16 protein-coding genes are annotated in these 23208 nt (G+C 31.3%); all 16 read left to right on the top strand.

The genetic code is table 11. From position 1 onward, the window contains the following. The 16 genes from H526_RS0127680 (at window position 1) to H526_RS0127610 (ending at window position 22973) form a co-directional block, all read left to right on the top strand. Window positions 1–777: an HAD-IIA family hydrolase gene (locus H526_RS0127680; RefSeq protein WP_027395910.1), complete on the top strand. Its 777-nt coding sequence runs from the start codon at window positions 1–3 to the stop codon at window positions 775–777. A gap of 3 nt (window positions 778–780) precedes the next feature. Further along, window positions 781–1020, top strand: a complete 240-nt coding sequence (locus tag H526_RS0127675; protein WP_027395909.1) for a LacI family DNA-binding transcriptional regulator — start codon at window positions 781–783, stop codon at window positions 1018–1020. Between the two features lie 38 nt (window positions 1021–1058). Next, the gene (locus tag H526_RS32540) at window positions 1059–1190 is read left to right on the top strand and encodes a hypothetical protein (RefSeq protein ID WP_281171976.1); all 132 of its coding nucleotides are present in this window, start codon (window positions 1059–1061) and stop codon (window positions 1188–1190) included. Between the two features lie 239 nt (window positions 1191–1429). Continuing rightward, complete coding sequence (locus tag H526_RS32695; protein WP_081415724.1) at window positions 1430–1702, top strand: substrate-binding domain-containing protein; 273 nt, start codon at window positions 1430–1432, stop codon at window positions 1700–1702. A 221-nt stretch (window positions 1703–1923) separates the two neighbouring features. After that, the gene (locus H526_RS0127665; protein WP_027395908.1) at window positions 1924–5970 is read left to right on the top strand and encodes a hybrid sensor histidine kinase/response regulator transcription factor; all 4047 of its coding nucleotides are present in this window, start codon (window positions 1924–1926) and stop codon (window positions 5968–5970) included. A gap of 271 nt (window positions 5971–6241) precedes the next feature. After that, window positions 6242–7156: a T9SS type A sorting domain-containing protein gene (locus tag H526_RS0127660; RefSeq protein ID WP_027395907.1), complete on the top strand. Its 915-nt coding sequence runs from the start codon at window positions 6242–6244 to the stop codon at window positions 7154–7156. Between the two features lie 48 nt (window positions 7157–7204). After that, complete coding sequence (locus tag H526_RS0127655) at window positions 7205–10108, top strand: SusC/RagA family TonB-linked outer membrane protein (protein WP_162144518.1); 2904 nt, start codon at window positions 7205–7207, stop codon at window positions 10106–10108. Between the two features lie 11 nt (window positions 10109–10119). Then, entirely contained in the window at window positions 10120–11712 is a 1593-nt protein-coding gene (locus H526_RS0127650) for a RagB/SusD family nutrient uptake outer membrane protein (protein WP_035086864.1), read from the top strand. A 16-nt stretch (window positions 11713–11728) separates the two neighbouring features. Beyond that, window positions 11729–12856 carry a SusE domain-containing protein gene (locus tag H526_RS31360; RefSeq protein ID WP_051336397.1) on the top strand — a complete coding sequence of 376 codons (1128 nt, stop codon included), beginning with the start codon at window positions 11729–11731 and terminating at the stop codon, window positions 12854–12856. A gap of 48 nt (window positions 12857–12904) precedes the next feature. Further along, a complete protein-coding gene (locus tag H526_RS0127640) occupies window positions 12905–14071 on the top strand; it encodes a glycoside hydrolase family 53 protein (protein WP_027395904.1) in 1167 nt (388 codons plus the stop codon). Continuing rightward, window positions 14071–16416, top strand: a complete 2346-nt coding sequence (locus H526_RS0127635; RefSeq protein ID WP_027395903.1) for a glycoside hydrolase family 2 protein — start codon at window positions 14071–14073, stop codon at window positions 16414–16416. The genes H526_RS0127640 and H526_RS0127635 overlap by 1 nt, the downstream gene beginning before the upstream one ends. Window positions 16417–16466: 50 nt before the next feature. After that, window positions 16467–17477: a UDP-glucose 4-epimerase GalE gene (galE, locus tag H526_RS0127630; protein WP_035086930.1), complete on the top strand. Its 1011-nt coding sequence runs from the start codon at window positions 16467–16469 to the stop codon at window positions 17475–17477. Window positions 17478–17479: 2 nt separating this feature from the next. After that, window positions 17480–19060, top strand: a complete 1581-nt coding sequence (locus H526_RS0127625) for a solute:sodium symporter family transporter (RefSeq protein WP_027395901.1) — start codon at window positions 17480–17482, stop codon at window positions 19058–19060. 19 nt (window positions 19061–19079) lie between these two features. After that, on the top strand, window positions 19080–20126 hold the full coding sequence (locus H526_RS0127620) for an aldose epimerase family protein (RefSeq protein ID WP_027395900.1): 1047 nt from the start codon (window positions 19080–19082) through the stop codon (window positions 20124–20126). Between the two features lie 41 nt (window positions 20127–20167). Beyond that, entirely contained in the window at window positions 20168–21325 is a 1158-nt protein-coding gene (locus H526_RS0127615) for a glycoside hydrolase family 53 protein (protein ID WP_027395899.1), read from the top strand. Between the two features lie 151 nt (window positions 21326–21476). Further along, complete coding sequence (locus H526_RS0127610) at window positions 21477–22973, top strand: glycosyl hydrolase 53 family protein (RefSeq protein WP_162144517.1); 1497 nt, start codon at window positions 21477–21479, stop codon at window positions 22971–22973. The last annotated feature ends 235 nt before the right edge of the window (window positions 22974–23208 follow it).

The following is a 23208-nucleotide window of genomic DNA, read 5'->3' as shown; positions in this document are numbered from 1 at the left end:
ATGAAAAAAGGATTTTTAATAGATATGGATGGTGTTATATACAGCGGTGATGATCTTATACCAGGTTCAGATATCTTTATAAAAGAATTGCAAAAAAGGAAAATTCCTTTTTTATTTATGACTAATAATAGTCAAAGGTCTCCAATTGATACGGTTAATAAAGTTAAAAAAATGGGTATATCAATAAAGGAAAGTAATGTATATACTAGTGCAATGGCTACCTCTTATTTTTTATCTTTTATGAAGCCTAAGGGTACAGCGTATGTTTTAGGGGAAGGAGGATTGATATCAAGTCTACATGCTGTAGGTTATGAATTGATAAATGATAAACCTGATTACGTTGTGCTTGGCGAAGGTAGAAATTTTACCTTAGAGATGGTCAATAATGCTGTTGAAATGATCTTATCAGGATCTAAATTTATAGCAACTAATCTAGACCCTTCTCCTAGGAAGAGAGGTTGGAATAATCTAGGAATTAAGTCCATTGTCTCGATGATTGAGGAAGCTACGGGTGTCAAAGCTTTTTCTGTTGGAAAACCAAGCCCTGTTATGATGAGAGCAGCCAGAAAAAAATTAGGATTAACCGCTCAAGAAACAATTGTGATTCGCGATACGCTTAGTACAGATATTTTAGGAGGCATTCAATTAGGTTATAATACAGTTTTAACTCTTTCTGGAGTGTCTAAAGTCGAGGATTTAGAAATATCAGCTTTTGTTCCAAGTATGATTGTTGATTCTTGTAGTAAGATAAACCTAGATGAAGTTTTAAAAAGATAACAAATGGTTACGTTAAAAGAATTGGCAAAAATGCTTAATGTTTCTATATATACCGTATCCAAAACGCTTTCTTATAGTTCTGAAATTAATGATAAAACCAAATTTCGAATTAAGAGCATTACAGAGGAATACGAATACTCTCCAAACATTCAAGCTAAATACTTCAATAGTAGAAAAACAAATACTGTAGGAGTAATAAAACCTAATTTAGAATCTATTTTTTTTTTGCTTAATCTATTTTAGGAATTGAACAAGAAGCTAGGAAATATGAATATCATATTATGATATTTATCTTTAATGATTGGTATCAGAAAGAAGTAGAGTTTTTAGGGTTAGCTAATAAAGGATTAGTTGATGGTTTTATCATATCTATGGTAAAAGAAACAAGCTCGTTTAAAAATTATGAGTATTAATCTAATATGGGTAAATCAGGGTATGCCCCAATTATTATGTTTAACAGAATAATACTTGAAATAGAATAATATAAAATAATTATTGAAGATTTTGAATTATCATACTCTGCTACAAACTACTTACTATGAAAAAATTCTTCCAAAATAGCTTTTTTAATGACTATCAATATTACAAGTGTTATCGAAGACCGAGAAAATGGATGCCTCTACGCTATTAAATGTAATTAAAAAGGTAGTAAATATCAACGAGTGATAAAGGTTTCAGAAAACATAATTTTGAAAAAATAATAAAAAGAGCTTTAGATGAAGATAATATAGATGCAATAATAGCTGCAGATGAGATATCAGGAATTAAAATTTTACAAACAATAAATACTACTAAATATAGGATTCCCGATGATATAGCAGTTATCAATTTTAATAATGGTTTGTTTTTGTCTTATATGACATCCTCTCTATCAACTGTAGATCAACAGACTCTAGAAATGGTGGGTAAAGCTTTGAAGATATAACTTAAAAGGATTGAACAAAAGAATAAAACAAAATTTAAAACAGAAATTCTCAAATCTTTACTAATAGAAAGAGATTCTAACTAAAAACCAAAAAAAAAATACTAATTTGTAGGAAATGTTAAAAAAAAGCCTATTCCACCACAATACTTTAAATTAATTAGGGAGTGATGTTTGTATAAGATTTTCTATAGACATCGATTAATTAACAGTTCCATTACGATATGATTTCTAGATTTCTAATCAGTATTTTCTTTTTTGTTTTTTCGATAAACTATACTTATTGTCAGTCCCAATCTATTTTTAAAAAAATTAGCCAAGCTAATGGGTTATCTAATAATAGTATTACAAGTATAGCAAAAGGAAATAATAACTTTTTATGGATTGGCACTAAAAATGGACTTAATAGATATGATGGTTATCAAGTAAAAGTTTATAATAAACAGAATAGTGATCTTAGTGCTAATGATATATCAGATATTTTATTAGATAGTAAAGGAAGATTATGGATTGCAACAATTGGAGGAGGTCTAAATCTTTATAATTCATCAACGGATAGTTTTACCATTTATACAAACAGCATTATTGATGAGGATTCGTTACCTTCTAATCAAGTAAATATCATTTTTGAAGATACTAAAAATAATATATGGATAGGTACTGAAAATGGATTGTCTCATTTTCTTCCCGAATCTGATAAATTTATTACTTACAAACATGATGAGGCGTCTCAATATTCAATAAGTTATAATAGTGTAACTAGTATTTTTCAAGATTCTATAGGAATCCTGTGGATAGGTACTTTTGGTGGTGGTTTAAATAAGTTCGATACTACTTCTGAAAAGTTTCATAAGATACTTTCAAAAGGACAAAATGTATTCTCCGATTTTATTAATGATATCTCTTATTTAAATAATGAGGAACTTTTATTAGGTACAAGTGGAAATGGTATTTTAGTTTATAATACAGTTGAATCTGAGTTTTCTGACTTTTTTAAAGATGAATTAGAGTTAAAGCAAAAAATTAAGATTGTAAGAACGATATATCACGATAGTAAAGATATTTTATGGATCGGAACTGACGGAGATGGAGTGTTCCAATATCAAAATTACAATTCCCCAAAACCAAAACTCAAAATTTTTTCGCATAACTCTCAATTAGAAAGCTCTATATCTGGTAATGCTATTTATGATATTCAAGAAGATGAGGATGGTAATATTTGGATAGGAACAGCTTGGGATGGCTTAAATTGTCTAAAAGAGAATGATTATGTTAATTTTTTATTTAGTGATATAACTAGAAAAAATACATATCCTGTTCTTTCTATATTTAAGGATCAAGACCTTCTATTTATGGGATTAGATGGGAATGGACTTTCTATATTTGGTTCATCAGAATATTCGGGTTCTTATTTTAATAGCGATACTAGAAAATCGATTTCTGGAGAATATGTGCAATTTATTACTAAAGATCAAGATAGTTCTTATTGGATTGGAACTTTTGCCGGAGGGTTGATTAATTTTGATTTAGAAACTGGAAGTTTCACTAGATATTTACATAATCCCTTGAACAATTCCTCATTAAGTTATAACGATGTTCGTGATATCGTAAAAGATAAAAAGGAAGGTCTTTGGGTAGCTACCTGGGGAGGAGGATTAAATTATTTTAATTCTAAAATAAAAAAATTCACTTCTTATAGAGCAAAGGATTCGGTAGAGAATACTATTAATAGTAATAACATAGTTGGCCTTGAAAAAGATGGGGATAGTCTATGGATGGCTACTTTTGGAGGAGGATTAAACTTATTCAATACCAAAACTCTTCGATTTAAGCATTTTACGCATAACAAAATAGACGAAAAATCACTAAGCAGTAATAATTTATTATCAATTTTTAAAGACTCAAAGAATAATTTATGGGTAGGTACTTCAGGAGAAGGTATAAATCGTCTGGATATTAAAACTGGTAGATTTGATAGATTTGATGAAGAACAGAATATTAAAGACCTTACAATAACGGGAATCTTAGAAGATAATGATGAGAAAATATGGTTTAGTACCAAACAAGGTATTTTCAACTATGAATATAAAACGAATAGTTTCAATTCATTTTATGATCTTAAAGGAGAGTTTCATATAAATTCTGTTTATAAAGATACCTTGGGACTTCTTTATTTCGGACATACTAAGGGTGTCATACGTTTTGATCCTAAAAAAATAATCAATAATCGTCCGTATCCCGAAGTAAAACTTACAAGTTTTAAATTATTTAATAAAGAAGTAGAGATTTCTAATAAAAGCATTTTAGATAAAAATATTGTTTCTGAGGATTACATAGAATTAAAACACAATTTGGATGTTATAACATTCGAATTTACAGCTTTAATGTTCCCTTTTTCAGAGAATTTAGAGTACTCTATAAAAATGGAAAATTTTGATAGAAATTGGAGAGATATAGGAACAGATCATACTGTTACCTATACCAGTCTGCCGTCGGGTAGTTATATTTTCAAAGTAAAAAGTAAGATAAAGGGTAGCGGTGAATGGGGTAATAATTATGCGAGTTTGCGCCTTAAAATATTGAAGCCATTTTGGTTAGAATGGTGGTCATTTGTTTGTTATGGAATAATGATTTTATTCATGTTTTACGCTTTTAGAAAATATATAGTTGCTTGGGAGCGCATGAAAACAAACTTAAAACTGGAAAAATTAAGCAGAGAAAAAGATGCAGAATTATATATTGCTAAACAACAGTTTTTTACAAATATCTCTCACGAAATAAGAACACCAGTTACTCTAATCTTAGGAGCAATAAATCAACTTTATGAGAAATATGACGGCAAGGAAAGTAAGCAAAATAATTTCGTAAAAATTATAAAGAAAAATGGAAATAATCTTTTTAATCTAGTAAACGAATTGTTAGATTTTAGAAAACTTGACACTAATAATATTGAATTAAAAATCACTAAAAACGAATTTGTAGAATATTGTAAAGAAATTTATTTATCCTTTACAGAATTAGCTACTCAAAAAAATATAGAGTTCCATTTTAACTCTAATATTTCAGAAACCATAGTCTGGTATGATAAAATTCAGATTGAGAAAGTAATATACAACTTGGTTTCTAATGCACTTAAATTTACTTCGGATGGCGGGATAGTATCCATTAATTTAGAAGCGACATCAGAACATGTTCTATTAATAATAAAAGATAGTGGTATAGGAATGTACAAAAAACAGCTATCAAAAATTTTTAATCGTTTTTATCAAGTAGATGATTCATTAAAAAACTCTGGAGAGTTTGGTTTTGGTTTAGGTTTATCAATTTCAAAAGAAATAATTGATAAACACAAAGGAATCATAAAAGTAGAAAGCAAAAAAGGAATTGGTACTGCATTTACGGTGGCTCTATTAAAAGGAAGTGATTATTTTGATCAAAATCTAATGATATTAGATAATAACAAAACCAATCTAGAATTAAAAGATGTTTCCGAGATGATAAAAGTTTCTGAGTTAAGCGGTTATAAGCTTCTTGTTGTTGAAGATAATAGTGAAATACGAGAATATTTAAAAATATTATTACAAGAAGAGTGTGATATCTTAATAGCTTCAAATGGAAAAGAGGGTTATGAGTTGGCTAAAAAAGAAATTCCAGATCTGATAATAAGTGATATTGTCATGCCAATAATGGATGGAGTTACTTTGACTAAAAAGGTAAAAACCAATATAGATACAAGTCATATCCCAATTATATTATTAACAGCAAGAGCTTCATTGAATCACGAAATCAAGGGGTATGATATTGGCGCGGATGATTATATCACTAAACCATTCGATGAACTTTTATTGAAAAGTAGAATAAATAATTTATTAAATACACGTAAATTATTACGTCAAAAATTTGAATCTAGTTCCATGCTTATACCGAAAAATATAGCAGCTAATCGAACAGACGAAATTTTTTTAGAAAGATTAACACGGATCATAAATGAAAATATAGATTCTGAATCATTAAATGCAAGTTTTCTTTCTTCAGAATTAGGAATGAGTCATTCTGTTATTTATAAAAAGCTAAAATCAATAACTGGGATGACATTTATAGAATTTGTTCGTGATTTTAAACTAAAAATTGCCAAGCAATTGATTGTAGAACATAAACTTACTATAGCCGAAGCGAGTTATCAAATAGGGTATTCGGATAAAAAATATTTTAGCAAGCTTTTCAAACAAAAATTTGGTAAAAATCCTTCTGAGTTCTATAATAAGTCTTAGTTGTTCTCAGTTTTTCTAAATTAAAGACGGTAATAAGTTGTGTTTTATTGAGTATAAAGCTGAAAATTATACGATAAATCAATGTTTTTGATTAAAAAATTGATTTTTAATCAAAAATACAGTAATAAACGAATTCTTCACCCTTTAAAAATGAATTCTTCACCCTTCATTTTATGAGTAAAGTGGTTAATTGCTAATCACATTAAGTTTATTTCGATTTTTATGATATAAACTGATTATTGCCACATGTTTAACCCCTAAAAACAATAATATGAAAAAACAATTATTCTTTTTAACGTTTTTATTTTTTACACTAACCACTGTTATAGCGCAGTCAATAGGTGTGTATGGTAGTTTTAATTCTTGGCCAGCTAATGGTCAACCTGATTTAGATCTAAATACTACAGATAACGTAATATATACGTTGGTACATACCTTTACAGAGCCGGGCGATTTGTTATTCCGTCAAGATGATAACTCAGAAATAGCATATTGGGGGACATTTACTTTCCCTGAAGGGACAGCTATATTTAATGGAGGAGATAATTTTCAGCATGCAGCAGGCACTTACACCATTACCTTTAATATTAATACGTTAGAGTTTTCTTTCGATGGGCCAAACACAGTTGGATTAATAGGAGACTTTAATGGGTTCACCGCTCCAGATATAGATTTAAGTACTACCGATGGAATTAATTACTCAATCAATGGATTTAATATACCATCTGATGGAAATATCAAGTTTAGGCAAAATGATGGATGGGCTGTCCAATTCGGAGGGAACGGAGTAGATAGTTCATTTCCAAGTGGAATCGCTCAATCCACAGGTAATTCTACCCCAAATATATTTGCCACAGCTGGAACGTACGATGTATCTTTTAATATACAAACATTAGAATATAGTTTTACTGATCTAATATTGAGTGTTGACTCTTTTGATTCAGATGACATATTAGGGATCAAAATCTATCCTAATCCAACAGATGATATATGGTACTTAACTCGTAAAGAAAATATTATCTCGTACAATATTTATGACGTTTCGGGAAAAAGCGTCAAAAGTTTAACCACAATGAGTTTTCTGGATCAAGTGGTATTAAATGCAGAGCAATTGGATACAGGGTTTTATTTCTTACAAATAGAAACCGCTAGAGGAATTAGAAGTATTTCTGCCATAAAGAGGTAAATAAATTTCTAAAGATTTTAAATACATTAAAAGTAAGATATTATGAATATGACTAAACTATTAATATTTCTATTGTTAGTTTCTTCCTTTGAGATTTTTGCTCAAAATATAACAGTAAAAGGTAATGTTTCCGATGTAAAAAATGTTCCAATTTTTGGGGTTAATATTACTGTGAAAGAAACCTCTACAGGAGCGGTCACAGATTTTGATGGGGATTTTATTATTGAAACAGAAATAGGGGAGACTCTTGTGTTTTCTTATGTAGGTTTTATAAGTGAAGAAGTTATTGTTTCTACAACAATGGTGAATATAATATTAGAAGAAGAAACAGAAAGCCTTGAACAAGTGGTTGTTGTGGGATATGGTTCATCGTCGAAAAAAGATTTAACCACCTCTATAGAAACATTAAACTCAGAAAATTTTAATGAGGGACCAATAGCATCTTTTGAGCAGTTATTGGCCGGTAGAACGGCAGGGGTCCAAATAACACCCGCAAATGGGCAGCCAGGAACTGGAGGGGTTATTAAAATACGAGGAGGCACATCTTCTTTATCAGCTAATACTAGCCCACTGATAGTTGTTGATGGAGTTCCTTTGGATCAAACCAACAGAGGCGCTTTAAATTATATCAACCCAAACGATATAGAAAGTTTAACAATACTTAAAGATGCTTCGGCAGCGGCAATTTATGGATCTAGAGCGACAGCTGGTGTTATTATTGTAAAAACTAAATCAGGGAAAAATAACACTCCACTTCAATTAAATTATAATTCATTTACTTCTATTGGTGATGTTTCTAATACCGTAAATGTTTTGGATAGTAGACAATTTAATTATGTTGTTAGAGATAATGCAACCGCTAATGAGGTATTTTTGTTGGGTAACGATAGTAATAATTGGCAGGATGAGATATATAGAGCATCTGTTAGTTACAATCATAATATATCAGCTAGTAAAGGGTTTGATAATTCATCCATAAGACTATCATTAGGTTACTTTAATGAAGAAGGTATTTTGAAAAGAACTGCTTTTGAAAGAGTATCAGGAGGCCTTAAATATGTACAAAGATTGTTTAATGGTAATCTAAAGATTGAGACAAATGTTAGAGGTTCTTATGTGGATGAAGAGTTTGGGAATCAAGGTGCATTAAATGCTGCAGTACTCTTTGATCCGACACAATCGTTGTTCTCAGGAAATCTAAATTTTGGGGGGTATACCGAGTGGATAGATCAATTAGGTAACCCCAATAATTTTGCGCCAAGAAACCCAATCGGTTTAATTCAATTAACAAAAAACCAAGGTGTTACCAAACGGTCAACAGGTAATATAAAATTGGATTATAAGAACCTTTTTCTAGAAGGGTTAAAAGCTACTATTAATTTAGGATATGACTATAGTGAGTTTGATGGTAATTCCATTGTAGATCAACGATCTGCTTCTACAACTAGAGGCGGTACGATAAGCGAATCAGAAAGTTTGAATAGAAATCAGCTTTTTGATGGGTATCTTAACTATGTGAAAAATATTTCTGCTATAAATAGTACAATAAATATGACGGCAGGGTACTCTTTTCAAAAGTTTTTTAGGTCCTCTGAGAATTCAACAGTTGATGGATTAGGTGAAACATTCAATCCCCAACCTTTTGCTACTCAAAATTCATTGCTATCTTATTTTGGAAGATTAAATTATTCTTATAATAATAAGTATTTATTAACTATTAACTATAGAAATGATGCTTCATCAAGATTAAATCCTAGAGATAGAAGAAGAAATTTTGGAGGTTTTTCTTTAGGATGGAATATTTCAAACGAAAATTTTCTTAGTAAAAGAAATGTTGTTTCTAATCTAAAAATAAGAGGAGGATATGCAGAAACAGGACAACAGGAGATAAATCAAGATTTTGGTTTTTTACCTCGATTTACTGTAGGAGACGATAGAGTTAGATACCAATTCGGAAATGAATTTGTAACAACGATACGACCACAAGGTTTCGATCCTAATATAAGGTGGGAAGTTTCAAAAACGATAAACCTAGGGATTGACTATGGTTTTTTTAACGATAGGATAACTGGATCTATAGATTGGTATCAAAGAGAGGTTGAAGATGTTCTTAATTTTACTAGTGTACCAGCAGGAAGTAACCTTACAGATGCTTTAGTTACTAATATTGGTAATTTAGAGAATAGCGGATTAGAATTTGTGTTTAATTTAATTCCGATAAGAACAAAAGCTTTTTCGTGGAATTTAGGCTTTAATATATCCTTCTTTGAAAATGAAATAACAAAATTGTCATTAAATGATACTTCGGATTCTATAGGGAGTCTTACAGGAAGTATTGCTGGGGGCCGTGGAAATACGATTCAGATAAATTCTGTTGGTTATGAACAAAACTCTTTTTATGTATTACAGCAAGTTTATGATGATTCAGGAAAACCAATAGAAGGATTATATGTAGACACTGACGGAGATGGAATTATTACGGATGATGATAGATACAGATACAAAAGTCCAAATCCTGATTATGTCATGGGTTTAAATTCATTGTTTAAATATAAGGATATAGACTTAAGTTTTACTTGGAGAGCTAGCGTTGGAAATTACGTATATAATAATATAGCCTCAAATAGGGGGAATTTACAGGCACTTTCTGATGCTAACGTTCTTTCTAATTTAAGCACATCTTATTTAGAAACAGGTTTTGAAGAGCCTCAACTTTTTTCGGATTATTATGTGCAAGATGCCTCGTTTCTTAAACTAGATAATGTAACTCTTGGTTATAACATAAAAGAGCTTTTTAAAAGAAATGTAACACTTCGTACCTATACGACGATACAGAATGTATTTGTGTTTACAGATTATGATGGTATTGACCCCGAACTTAATAATGGAATTGATGGAACTTTCTTTCCAAGATCAAGAACATTTCTTTTAGGCTTAGATTTTAATTTTTAATAATGGTGAAGATGAAAAAAATAAAAGTAATAATATATTGTATTGGATTAAGTTTGCTGTTCTCTTCTTGTGAAAGCGAACTAAACCTTGATCCTCTTGCATCAGAAACTCCAGACACTATTTTTGATGACCCCAAGGCATATCGACAATTCATAGCAAAAATATATGCAGGTCTCGCGGTAACTGGACAAGAAGGACCATTTGGTAACCCTGATATTGTAGGTTTTAGTGACGAAGGATTTACAGATTATGTAAGACAATATTGGCAGCTTCAAGAGTTGGCAACTGAAGAAGCTATTATAGGATGGAATGATCCTGGTTTACAAGATTTAAACACTCACTTGTGGACACCGTCCAATGCATTTATAAGTATATTGTATAATAGACTATTCTTTCAGATAGCATTAGCGAATGAATTCATAAGACAATCTTCAGATGAAAATCTAGAAATAAGAGGTATTTCTGGTAGTATTAGAGAAGAAATTCTGGTATATAGAGCTGAAGCAAGATTTCTAAGAGCATTTAGTTACTGGCACGCGATTGACTTATATGGAAATGTACCTTTTGTTAAGGAAGATCAAGAATTAGGTGCTTTTCTTCCGGATCAAGGAGAGCGTAAAGAAATTTTTGATTTTCTAGTTTTAGAATTAAATGATATAGAATCAATACTAAAACCTGTAGGGTTTAATGAGTATGGAAGAGCTGATAAAGGTGCTGCTTGGGCATTACTGGCTAAGTTACATCTTAATTCTATGGTATATGTCAATGAAGATAACAATACGGAAGCATTAATAGCTATTAATAAAATATTGGACAGTGGTTATTCAATACACGATAATTACGATGAATTATTTTTTGCAGATAATAATACGAATGGAGCAGAAAATGAGATCATTTTTCCGATTGCCTATGATGGGGTAAACACTCAAGGTTTCGGTGGCATGACATATTTAGTACACGCACCTGTTGGAGGTAATCAAGTACCAAGTGATTATGGAATAGATGCGGGTTGGAGTGGATTGAGAACTACCAAGACTTTTGTTGATTATTTTGTAGACTCTTCAGGAAACACAGATACAAGAGCCAATTTTTATACAGATGGGCAGTCTTTAGAAATTATTAATGTTTCTAATTTTGGAGATGGATATTTAATAGAAAAATTTCGAAATGTAAATGCAGATGGTCAATTAGGTTCTGATCCACAATTAGTTCACCCTGATGTAGATTTTCCGGTATTTCGGTTAGCAGATGTATACCTAATGTATGCGGAAGCACTATTGCGAGGTGGTACCGGAGGTGATATAACTACCGCTGTTGGTTTAGTAAATCGTCTTCAAGAAAGAGCCTACGGAAGTGCAATAAATAATATATCAGCTTCAGATTTAACATTAGATTTTATACTTAAAGAAAGAGCTAGAGAACTTTATTGGGAAGGACATAGAAGAACTGATTTAATACGATTTGGCGAGTATGACAATTTATTATGGTCGTTTAAAGGCAATGTTGCACAAGGATCTTCCTCTCTTGAGTTTAGAGCACTATTCCCAATACCTTTCTCAGATTTAATAGCCAACCCCAATTTGCAACAAAATCCGGGATATTAATTAAAAAAAAATGATTATGAAATATTTATATAAGACATTCATTATAATTACTGCACTGCTATTTAGTTTTTCTTGTACAGATGATGATAGAGAACTTAAAATTGCTACAACGCAAGAATCTTCAGAAGTTTTATTAACTACTAATTCAGCAAATAGCGATTATATTATTACTGCCACTAATACAGATGAAATAGCAGATCTTTTTTCATGGGATGAAGCTAATTTTGGATTTAATGCTCAAGTAAACTATAAATTATTAGTTGATTCTGAAGGTGGAGATTTTTCTCAGGCTCAAAGCCTGGGTTCTACTACAGCAACCGAAATAGAAATAACTTATGGTAATTTAAATCAGGTTGCAATAGCTCTTGGTTTGCAGGCAGGAATTTCCAATACATTACTATTTAAAGTAGAAGCGTCTATCTCTCAGAATGTTCAAAAAATCGACAGTCAAGTACTTAGTAAAGAGATCACCACATATGAGGTGCCAGTAGAGTTGTTGGATTATTTTTTAGTTGGAGATGCTACCGCTGCAGGATGGGATAATGATAACAATAATACACCTCTATTCAGAGATCCTGAGAATCCTGCTATCTTCTATTTTAATGGGTATTTCAGTGTAGGCAAGTTTAAAGTCTTAACTAAAAAAGGACAATGGCATCCCCAAATTGGATCGGATGATGGAGCAACACTAGTTGCGAGTAATCCGGATGGTAGTGGTGAGCCACAAAATTTAGGAGATATTGTAGTAGAAGGATACTATAGTCTTATGTTCAATACAGCCAATTACACATATACTTTTGAACCTTTAGATGCTTCGTCAGTAACGTCTTATGGTACAATAGGTATTATAGGATCTGCAAGAACTGGAGATGCTGCTGGTTGGGATGAACCTGATACAGATATGACACAAGTTTCTTCTTTAGATAATCATATGTGGTACGTTTCTGGGCAAGGTTTATTGGAAGGAAACCTTAAATTTAGAGCAGATGATGCTTGGGATATAGATTGGGGATCTAATACGCCATTAAGTGGCGTAGCTACTATGAATGTAGGAGATGATATTAGCATACCTGTATCTTCAGGGAACTATGATATTTGGTTTAATGATATTGATGGACGCTATATTTTTATTCCAAATGAATAAAAACTAACAAGCAAATTTTAAGTAAAATCTAAAAAGTACGAAAGAAAAATGAATAATTATAGTATAATTTATTTAGCCATTATTGTGATGTTAATTTCATGTTCATCAGATGATTATATTGTTGTTCCAGAAGTAGAAGAGATAGGTGCTCCTGAAATATTCTTTAAGGGAGCTGATCTCTCTTACGTAAATGAAATGGAGGACTGTGGAGCAACCTATTTTGATGAGAACGGAGTAAGTTTTGATCCATTTACCACAATTAGTAATAAAGGGGGAAATATTGTAAGAGTAAGAATTTGGAATAATCCTTCTGATTTCACTTCGTATTCTACTATTGAAGATGTAGAGAAAACAATTCAAAGGGCAAAAACTCAAAACTTGAAAGTTTTATTAGATTTTCACTACTCCGATCGATGGGCAGATCCTGGAACTCAGGTGACTCCGGCAGCTTGGTCTGGTGTTCAGAATAACTTAGGGTTCTTAGGTGATTCATTATTTAATTACACATATAATATTTTGAAAAGATTAAACGATGGCAATTTACTGCCTGATATGGTCCAAGTTGGAAACGAAACTAATACAGAAATTTTACAATCTGAGGATGAACAAGGCCTTACAATAAATTGGCAACGAAATTCGAAACTGATAAATAGAGGGATTGAAGCTGTTAGAACAGCTTCTAAAGATTTAGGTCAAGATATTGGTGTAATGCTGCATATCGCTCAACCCGAGAATGCATTATTTTGGTTTAAACAAGCTAAAGATAATGGAGTTACGGATTTTGATTGGATAGGACTTTCTTATTATCCATCTCCCACTAATTTTGGATTGAATAATTCAGGAGATTATGAAAATCTAGGTACTGCAATAGAATTATTAAGAGAAATACATAATAAACAAGTAATGATTGTAGAAACTGCTTACCCTTTTACTTTAGAAAATGCAGATACTGCCAATAATGTATTAGGCTCTGGTAATTTAATTGAAGGTTATGATGCTACACAACAAGGACAGTTGGATTATTTGACAAAATTAATAGATGTTACAAAAAAGGCGGGAGGGGCAGGAGTTATTTATTGGGAACCCGCCTGGGTATCCACTGATTGTACCACGCTTTTTGGTATAGGTTCTAATTGGGATAACGCAACCCTTTATGACGATACGGGAGTTCCAACTTTAGGAATGAATTTTTTAAGCATTAATACAAATTTCTAATGATTTTTAGATTCTTATATAGTTGCATAGTTGGATTACTTATGTTCTCTTGCCAGCAGAGAGTGGATATGGATGAAGATTATATCCCAAGCAGAGAACAAATGAACTTCTCTGAAGACTGGAGTTTTCAAAAAGGAGAGACTATTAATAATGTTAATTGGAAACCTATTAACATCCCTCACACGACTAATATAGAACCATTGATTGTTAATGATCAGTGGCAAGGGATTTCTTGGTACAAAAAAAACGTCACAATTAATGTAGGTGATTTAGGAAAAAAACATTTCATCTATTTTGAAGGTGTAATGCAGAAGGCGATGGTGTGGTGTAATGGTAAATTGATAACTGAACATAAAGGAGGGTACTTACCTTTTACAGCAGATATATCTGATCAACTCATAAAAGGAGAGAATACTATTATAGTAAAAGTAGATAATAACGATAATACTTCGATCCCTCCGGGTAAAAAGTTAGAGGATTTGGATTTTAATACATACGGAGGGATATATAGAAACGTATTCCATATAAAGACCAACTCTCTTTTTATAACTAATTCAGTAAATGCAAATAAAAGTAATGGAGGAGGAGTTTTAATACATTTTGATAAAATACAGAATAGTCTAGCTTCTGGTTTTGTTAAGGTACATATCAAAAATAGTAGTAACCAAGATAGAAGCTGTAATCTTAAAGTTACTATAAAAAAAAATGATAGGGAAGTAGCCAATTTTGGATCAAAAGAATATTTGATTAAAGCTGATAGCGAGGAGGAGGTTTTACAATCGATTAAAGTAGAAGAGCCTGAGTTGTGGTCACCAGAATTTCCGAATTTATATGAAATAGAAATACAAATATTAGAAGATGGTGCTATAACTGATTTCCAAAAGTTAAAAATGGGTATAAGATCAATTACACTTAATAAAGAAGGTTTCTTTCTTAATGGAAAAAAACGTTTCATAAATGGAACAAATCGTCATCAAGAATATCCATATATTGGATATGCTATTTCTGATGAAGCTAATTATAGAGATGCTTTTAAAATTAAAAAAGCTGGTTTTGATTTTGTTCGTTTATCACATTATCCACATTCTGAGTCTTTTATGAATGCTTGTGATGAATTAGGATTAATGGTCATGAACTGTATACCTGGTTGGCAATATTATGAAGAAGAAGAATTTGTTAAAAATTCTTTTCAAGATATTAAGGATATGGTCCGTAGAGACAGAAATCATCCAAGTGTTATTTTTTGGGAAAATTCGCTGAACGAGTCAGCAATGACAGATGCGTTTATGATTGAAGCTAATAATATTGTGAAAGAAGAGCTGCCTTATGATGATACTTATACAGCGGGTTGGATAGATCATCCTTCATATAATTTATATATTCCAGCCCGGCAACACGGAAAATTCCCAGATTATTGGAATACATATAATAAAAGAGGAAGAAAAGTTCTTATTGCAGAATATGGAGATTGGGAATATTATGCTCAGAATGCTGGCTTTAATCAGAAAGCTTTTGATGACCTAAAAGAGGATGAGAGATCGAGTCGTCAGTTGAGAGGTTCTGGAGAAAAAAGATTATTACAACAAGCTTTAAATTTTCAAGAAGCTTTTAATTCTAACAAACTAGGTAAAAATACTATAGGTCACGCTAATTGGTTGATGTTTGATTACAATAGGGGATATGCGAAAGATATTGAGAGTTCAGGAATATCAGACATTTTTAGATTACCTAAGTACAGCTATTATTTTTATAAAAGTCAATCTGATCCGAAAGATAATGGATATACAATTTTCATCGCTAATGATTGGTTAGAATCATCTAATACAACCGTTAAAGTTTTTAGTAATGTTGAAAAGGTAGCATTATATGTTAATGATAAGCTGATAGAGAAAAAGAAAGCACAGAGAATTCCTGGATACTCAGATGCACTTCAATTTCCCCCTTTTATTTTTGAAGTAGACACTTATGATTCAGGTAAATTAGTAGCTATAGGATATGATAAAAATGATAAAGAGGTTATAAAAGATGTCATACATACTTCGGAGATACCAAAAAAAATAATACTTGAATTAGATACTTCTGGAAAAGAAATATCAAAGAACGGTGAAGATATTCTTTTTGTTTATGCAAAAATAGTTGATGAAAATAATAACGTAAATACGACAGCTAATAACCCTATTTCTTTTAGAATTATTTCAGGAAATGCGGAACTAATAGGTGAGAATCCTTTGCAATCAGAAGCCGGAATTGCAACAATTTTACTAAAAACAAATAAACCTCAGGATTCCATAATCCTCGAAGCAAGTTCAAAAAGATTAAAATCAGATAGGATTAATATAAAGTAAATTAATATTAAAAAGTGAATAGTAAAGAAACAGAGCCAAAACCAAGAGTAATGGTAACAGGTGGATTAGGATATATAGGATCACACACAGTTGTAGAGCTTATTAATATAGGTTTTGATGTTGTTATTGTAGATAATTTGTCTAACTCGAGAATTGATGTTTTGGAGGGTATCAAAAATATTACCGGTGTAAAACCTTTTTTTGAATATGTGCATCTAAATAATAAAGAAGACGTACAAAATTTGTTTTTTCAATACAACGATATAAAAAATATAATCCATTTCGCCGCCTCTAAAGCGGTTGGCGAAAGTATCGAAAAGCCTCTTCAATATTATGAAAATAATATAAACCCTATTTTATATTTGTTAATTCAATTATCAAAGAAAAAAGACGTAAACTTTATTTTTAGTTCTTCTTGTACGATTTATGGGGAACCCAATGTACTTCCAATAAGAGAAGATGAACCAATAAAACCAGCATTGTCTGTTTATGGGAATACGAAACAGATTGGAGAAGAAATATTAAAAGATTTTTGCAAAATTAATGAGAGTATCAGTGCTACAGTACTAAGATATTTTAACCCTATCGGAGCGCACGATTCATCTGAAATAGGGGAATTACCACTGGGAGTTCCACAAAATTTGGTGCCTTTTATTACTCAAACCGCCATAGGAAAAAGAGAAGAGCTTTTAGTTTTTGGAGATGATTATAATACGAATGACGGAACTTGTGTAAGAGATTACATTCATGTAGTTGATTTAGCGATAGCACATGTAATGGCTATCAAAAGACTTATGGGTAGAACAAATGAATCTAATTATGAAATCTTTAACCTAGGTGCGGGCACTGGTAATAGTGTTATGGAGATAATTAAGTCTTTTGAAAAAGTTAGTTTCCAAAAGCTAAATTATAAAATAGCTCCAAGAAGAAAAGGCGATGTAACAGCTACATATGCAGATAATAAAAAAGCCTATGAAGTACTGGGATGGAAACCCCAGCGTAGCTTAGAACAAGCACTTAAGTCCGCTTGGGATTGGGAACTTAAAATACATCAAGGTTAATTATGATTATATTTTCTTTTTTAGCATTCACGGCATTGGTCGCATTTATTTCATATCGAGCTACCAGAACTACAGATGAGTATACTTCAGAAGGGTATTTTTTAGGTGGTAGAAGTTTAACTGCTACAGTAATTGCAGGTTCTTTATTACTTACAAATCTATCTACAGAACAGATAATTGGACTTAATGGTCAAGCATTCGAAGAAGGAATATTAGTTATGGCTTGGGAAACCCTTGCAGCTATTGCAATGGTAATTACTGCTGTGTTCTTACTACCTAATTACCTAAAAGGAGGTATCATAACAATTCCCCAGTTTTTAGAAGAAAGATATGATACACCCACGAAAGCTATAACATCGGGGCTTTTTTTAACAGGGTATGTTGTGGTATTATTACCGATTGTTCTATATTCAGGATCATTAGCGATTAGTACTATGTTCAATGTTCCAGAGTTATTCGGAGTTTCAGAGGAAACTGCTATTTGGATATGTGTATTCAGTATTGGTACCACTGGTTCAATATATGCTATTTTTGGGGGATTAAAAGCGGTAGCAGTATCTGATACTATAAATGCTATTGGATTATTAATTGGAGGTTTAATTATTCCAATATTTGGATTAATAGAAATTGGAGATGGTAGCGTTTTAATAGGTTTAGAAAAACTTTTTGTATCTCATCCAGAAAAATTTAATGTCATTGGTGCTGGTGATTCATCAATACCTTTTGGAACTATTTTTACAGGCATGATGCTCGTACAACTGTTTTACTGGGGAACAAATCAAGCTATTATTCAAAGAGCTTTAGGAGCAAAGAATTTAAAAGAAGGCCAGAAAGGATTGCTTATGGGAGCATTTATAAAAATTTTAGGGCCACTCATAGTAGTATTACCAGGAATAATAGCTTTTTATTTGTTTGGAGATACTATTTCGAACCCTGACAAAGCATATCCCGAACTAGTTAATAAGGTATTACCAACAGCATTGATTGGTTTTTTTGCGGCAGTGTTATTTGGTGCTATCTTAAGTTCTTTTAATAGTACTCTTAATAGTTCTATCACACTCTTCGGTATAGATATTTATAAAGAATATATTAATAAAGAAGCAAGTGAACATCAAGTTGTTCATGCGGGTAAAATTTTTGGACTGTTTTTAGCATTATCAGCAATGTTCATAGCACCTTTTATCGCAAAGGCTCCAGATGGTTTGTTTGGATATTTACAAAAAGTCAATGGGTGTTATAGTATCCCCATTTTAACTATAATATTAGTTGGATATTTAACAAAAAGAGTACCAGCTATTGCAGCAAAAGTTGCCATACTTTTAGGAGCTATATTATATCTGATATATATTGTTTTGGATACAACTATTTTAGAAGGTAAGTTTCCTCATTTTTTACATATGATGGGGATTATATTTCTTTTTAATGTAATACTGATGCTTTTTATTGGCAAAATTTATCCCAGAGAAAACTCTTTTGTGTTAGAGTATACTAAAAATGTAGCTATAATTCCGTGGAAATATGTGAAATTGATCTCGGTTTTGATATGCGTAATAGTAATCTACATATATTTTATATTCTCGTAATTTAAAATGTTTTTGTTTTATGAAAGAAAAGATCTTAGAAAGGAATATTTTATTAACTGAATATGTTCTCAAAAATACTACAGGAATTGAGGTGAGGATTATTAATTATGGATTAAAAATCACCTCTGTAAATGTACCTGATAGGAATAATGAGTTTGAAGATATTGTCTTAGGTTTTTTAGATATCGATCAGTATCTGTACACAAAAGAAATATATTTTGGATCTACAATAGGTAGATTTTGTAGCAGAATATGTAATGGAGAGTTTTATATCGGAGAACACAAATATATTCTTAGCAAAAATGATCAAAACAATCATTTACACGGTGGATTATCGGGATTCCATTCAAATATCTGGGACGTAAAAGTTATTAGAGATAAATCTTTAGAATGTACAATTTTTTCTAATGATCTATCAGAAGGTTTTCCAGGTAATTTAAAAGTAATAGTTAATATGAAATTAACAGAGGAAAACGAATTAATCATATCGTATAATGCAACTACAGATAAAAAAACAATAATTAATTTCACCAATCATTCATATTTTAATTTATCAGGTGAAGGAGTAGGAAATATTGAAGATCATATTTTACAAATTAATGCTGATTATTATACCCCGGTTAATCAAAATTTAATTCCCACCGGAGAAATAAAAAATGTTTCAGGAACTCCTTTTGATTTTACAAAACCAAAAAGAATTGGGCAAGATATTGAAGACCAAAGCGAGCAATTAGAATATGGGAAAGGTTACGACCATAATTTTATTATAAAAACTAATTCTAAAGTTAAAAGACAGCCTGTTTTTGCTGCTCGAATATTAAGTCCTAGAAGTGGAAGAGTTTTAGAAATTTCTACGACTGAACCAGGAATACAATTGTACACTGGTAATTTTTTAGATGGTAAAGTAAAAGCAAAAAAGAAAGGAACTTATCTGCATAGAGGTGGTTTTTGTCTAGAAACTCAACATTTTCCGGACTCCCCAAATCATGATAATTTCCCTAGTACACTTTTAATTCCTAATGAGAAATACGAATCAACAACTATATACAGGTTTTTAACCGAATAGGTTAATTGATTATTAATGAAGAATATTAAATAAAAGTTCATATGAAGATTTTAAATTTCATTATCACATTATCATTTTTGGTTTCTTGTTCAGATATCAGGAAGAATGGAGATAGTAATAACAAAATCTCTAATGATGTTTCAGTTTTTTTTTACGGTGCAGATCTGTCATATGTGAATGAAATGGAAGATTGTGGAGCTATTTATAAAAATAAGCAAGGAGTTCCTGAAGATGTATATAATATTTTTAAAAAAGAAGGAGCTAATTTAATTAGACTAAGATTATGGCATAATCCCAAATGGACAAACTATTCTAATTTTGAAGATGTAAAAAAATCGATTTATAGAGCTAAAAAATTAGGGATGCAAGTGCTTTTAGATTTTCATTATTCAGATCATTGGACAGACCCTTCAAGTCAACAAATTCCTGTAGCGTGGTTGGATAAAGTAGATGACACTTTTGCACTCGGAAAAATTCTATACCAATACACATATAAAACTCTTAATGATTTAGCAAACAGTGATCTATTGCCGGATATTGTGCAAGTAGGTAATGAAATTAACGCCATGATTCTTCAAGATGGTGAATTGAAGTTTCCTATTGATTGGAAGAGAAATTCTTATTTAATAAACAAAGGAATAGAAGCTGTTAGAGATATTGCGAAAAAAAGGGATAAGAATATGGAGGTAATGTTACACATAGCACAACCAGAAAATGCATTATTATGGTTTGAAAAAGCTTCTATAAATAAGATTATTGATTACGATTGGATAGGTTTGTCTTATTACCCTATATGGTCTGAGTATACTTTAGAGAATCTTTTTGTGCCATTAAAAGCTCTAATAGATACTTATGATAAAAAATTAATGATTGTTGAGACTGCATATCCTTTTACTCTTACTAATGTAGATACAGCAAATAATATTTTGGGAAGTAAAGCGTTGATTGATAATTTCCCAGCATCACAACAAGGACAATTAGATTATTTAGTTAGACTTAAAGAAGTAATAAAAAAAGCAGGTGGAAAAGGGTTAATTTATTGGGAGCCTGCTTGGGTATCTACAAAATGTTATACAAAATGGGGTCAAGGTTCTCATTGGGATAATGCCACACTTTTTGATAATAATTATAAAACCACCAAGGCTATCGAGTTCTATAATAAAAATTTAAATAACCTAAAACAGGATTTTTTTAATTAATAACTATAAGGATGTAGTAGATTTTATACTATACAAAAGTCATTCGTATGCAAGTTTTATAAAAGTAAGAAGGGGTCTCTTACACGAATTTTATATAATATCAAAGGGGGTTATGAGTAATTTAATATTAACACAAATAAATATAGAAATTATGAAAAAATTCATTTTAATAGTAGTTATCATGACATGTTGGAGCCGCTCAATTTACTCTCAACGTATGCAATTAGGAGCCGATTTATCTACAATAGAACAATTGATAAATGATAATTGTGCTGAATTTGGGTATAAAAACGGAGAAAACTTTTGGCCGGTAAATCCTTATAAAATATTTAAATGGGAAGGTGCAGATATCGTAAGACTTAGAGTTTGGGTAAATCCAATAGGGGGTTTAAGTAGTGTAGATGAGGTTGTAGAAGCTTGTAAAAAGATCAAAGAAAATGGAAACATGAAAGTGATGATAAACTTTCACTATTCAGACACTTGGGCAGATCCCAAAGGGCAATGGATACCAGAAGCTTGGAGAAAAGATCAAAATTATTCAGATTGGAAGTGGTTAGGAAATAAAATTTATAATCATACCCTTAATACTTTAAATAAAATTATGGATACAGGTGTCACTATTGCCTATGTACAAATTGGAAATGAAACCGACACAGCTATGTGCGATACTAGGCTCGCAGAGAATGTTAGTTGGGATTCTATAAAAAGGTTGTCAGCTTTGCTCAAATTTGGAGTAAAAGGAGTAAATGATTCTGAAGCTAGTAGTGCTAAGATTATTGTCCATTATTCAAGGGCGGACCTAATGGAAACTTGGTTTGATAAGTTAACTGAATTTTCTGATAGTTGGACATTAAAAAAAGAGGAGGTTGATGTGATAGGGGTTTCATATTACCCCACTTTTCATCAAATTGAAAAGAATATAAGCTTTGCTCAACTCGAAACTTATATTAGAGATACCAGAAGAAATTCTGGTAGAGAAGTTATGATTGTTGAAACAGCTTATCCGTTCACTTCAGAGTATAAAGATAATTTGAGGAATAATATTAATGCAACTTTAATTGAAGATAATGGTTTGCCAGTAACAGAAAAAGGTCAATACGAATGGTACGATAGTTTGTCTGAAACAGCTGCTAATGCAGGCGCCTTGGGAGTTATTAGCTGGGAACCAGGTTGGGTTGCTGCTAAAAATGGTTCTAAAAGTTGTACAAAAGTTCCTAGAGGAACAGAAGATGGTAGAGAAAAACGATTTTTGGATTCAGGTTCATCAATGGAACATTGTACATTTTTTGATTTTGACGGTAATGTTATGAGAAATGGTGGGTTTAGATGGCTTAATGCTAATAAAAATTCTGGTTATAAAAGAAACTTGTGGTTGGGCAAAAGTGAAGTTGCCAATGATTTAGAGCAATATCCTTCACTCTCATCTTTAATTATATCAACAAATCAAAAGATTTTATCTATCCAATATGAAAAACCGATTTCATCAGTTGATGTATATGGTATTAATGGAAAACGATACTTCCATAAATATATATATGATCAAAAAGGAGAAATACTATCTATACCTTTGTCCAACCTATCAAATGGACTGTATATAATTAAGGTCGGTATTGGGAATAGTAGTTATACAAAGAAAATAATGTTATAACATTTACAAGTGTCTATTAATAAAAAGATATTTTATATTTATTAATTCAAGACATTATCCTTCATGAAAACATTTATTTCTTTCAGCTCCAGTTCTAAAAAGTTTGAACTTTGAATCATCGGGGTCACTGAAAAAGGCAAGCGTTTAGCTTGCCTTTTTTTTTAAGAAATCTTAGCTTTTTGTCTTTCTAGTTGATAAATACTTTGCTAACGATCCTCGAAGTGGGGTATTGGAA

The organism is Aquimarina latercula DSM 2041 (assembly GCF_000430645.1).
GTDB lineage: Bacteria > Bacteroidota > Bacteroidia > Flavobacteriales > Flavobacteriaceae > Aquimarina > Aquimarina latercula.
Note: the sequence above shows the minus strand (reverse complement) of the source record. Positions and strands in the feature narration are given on the sequence as shown.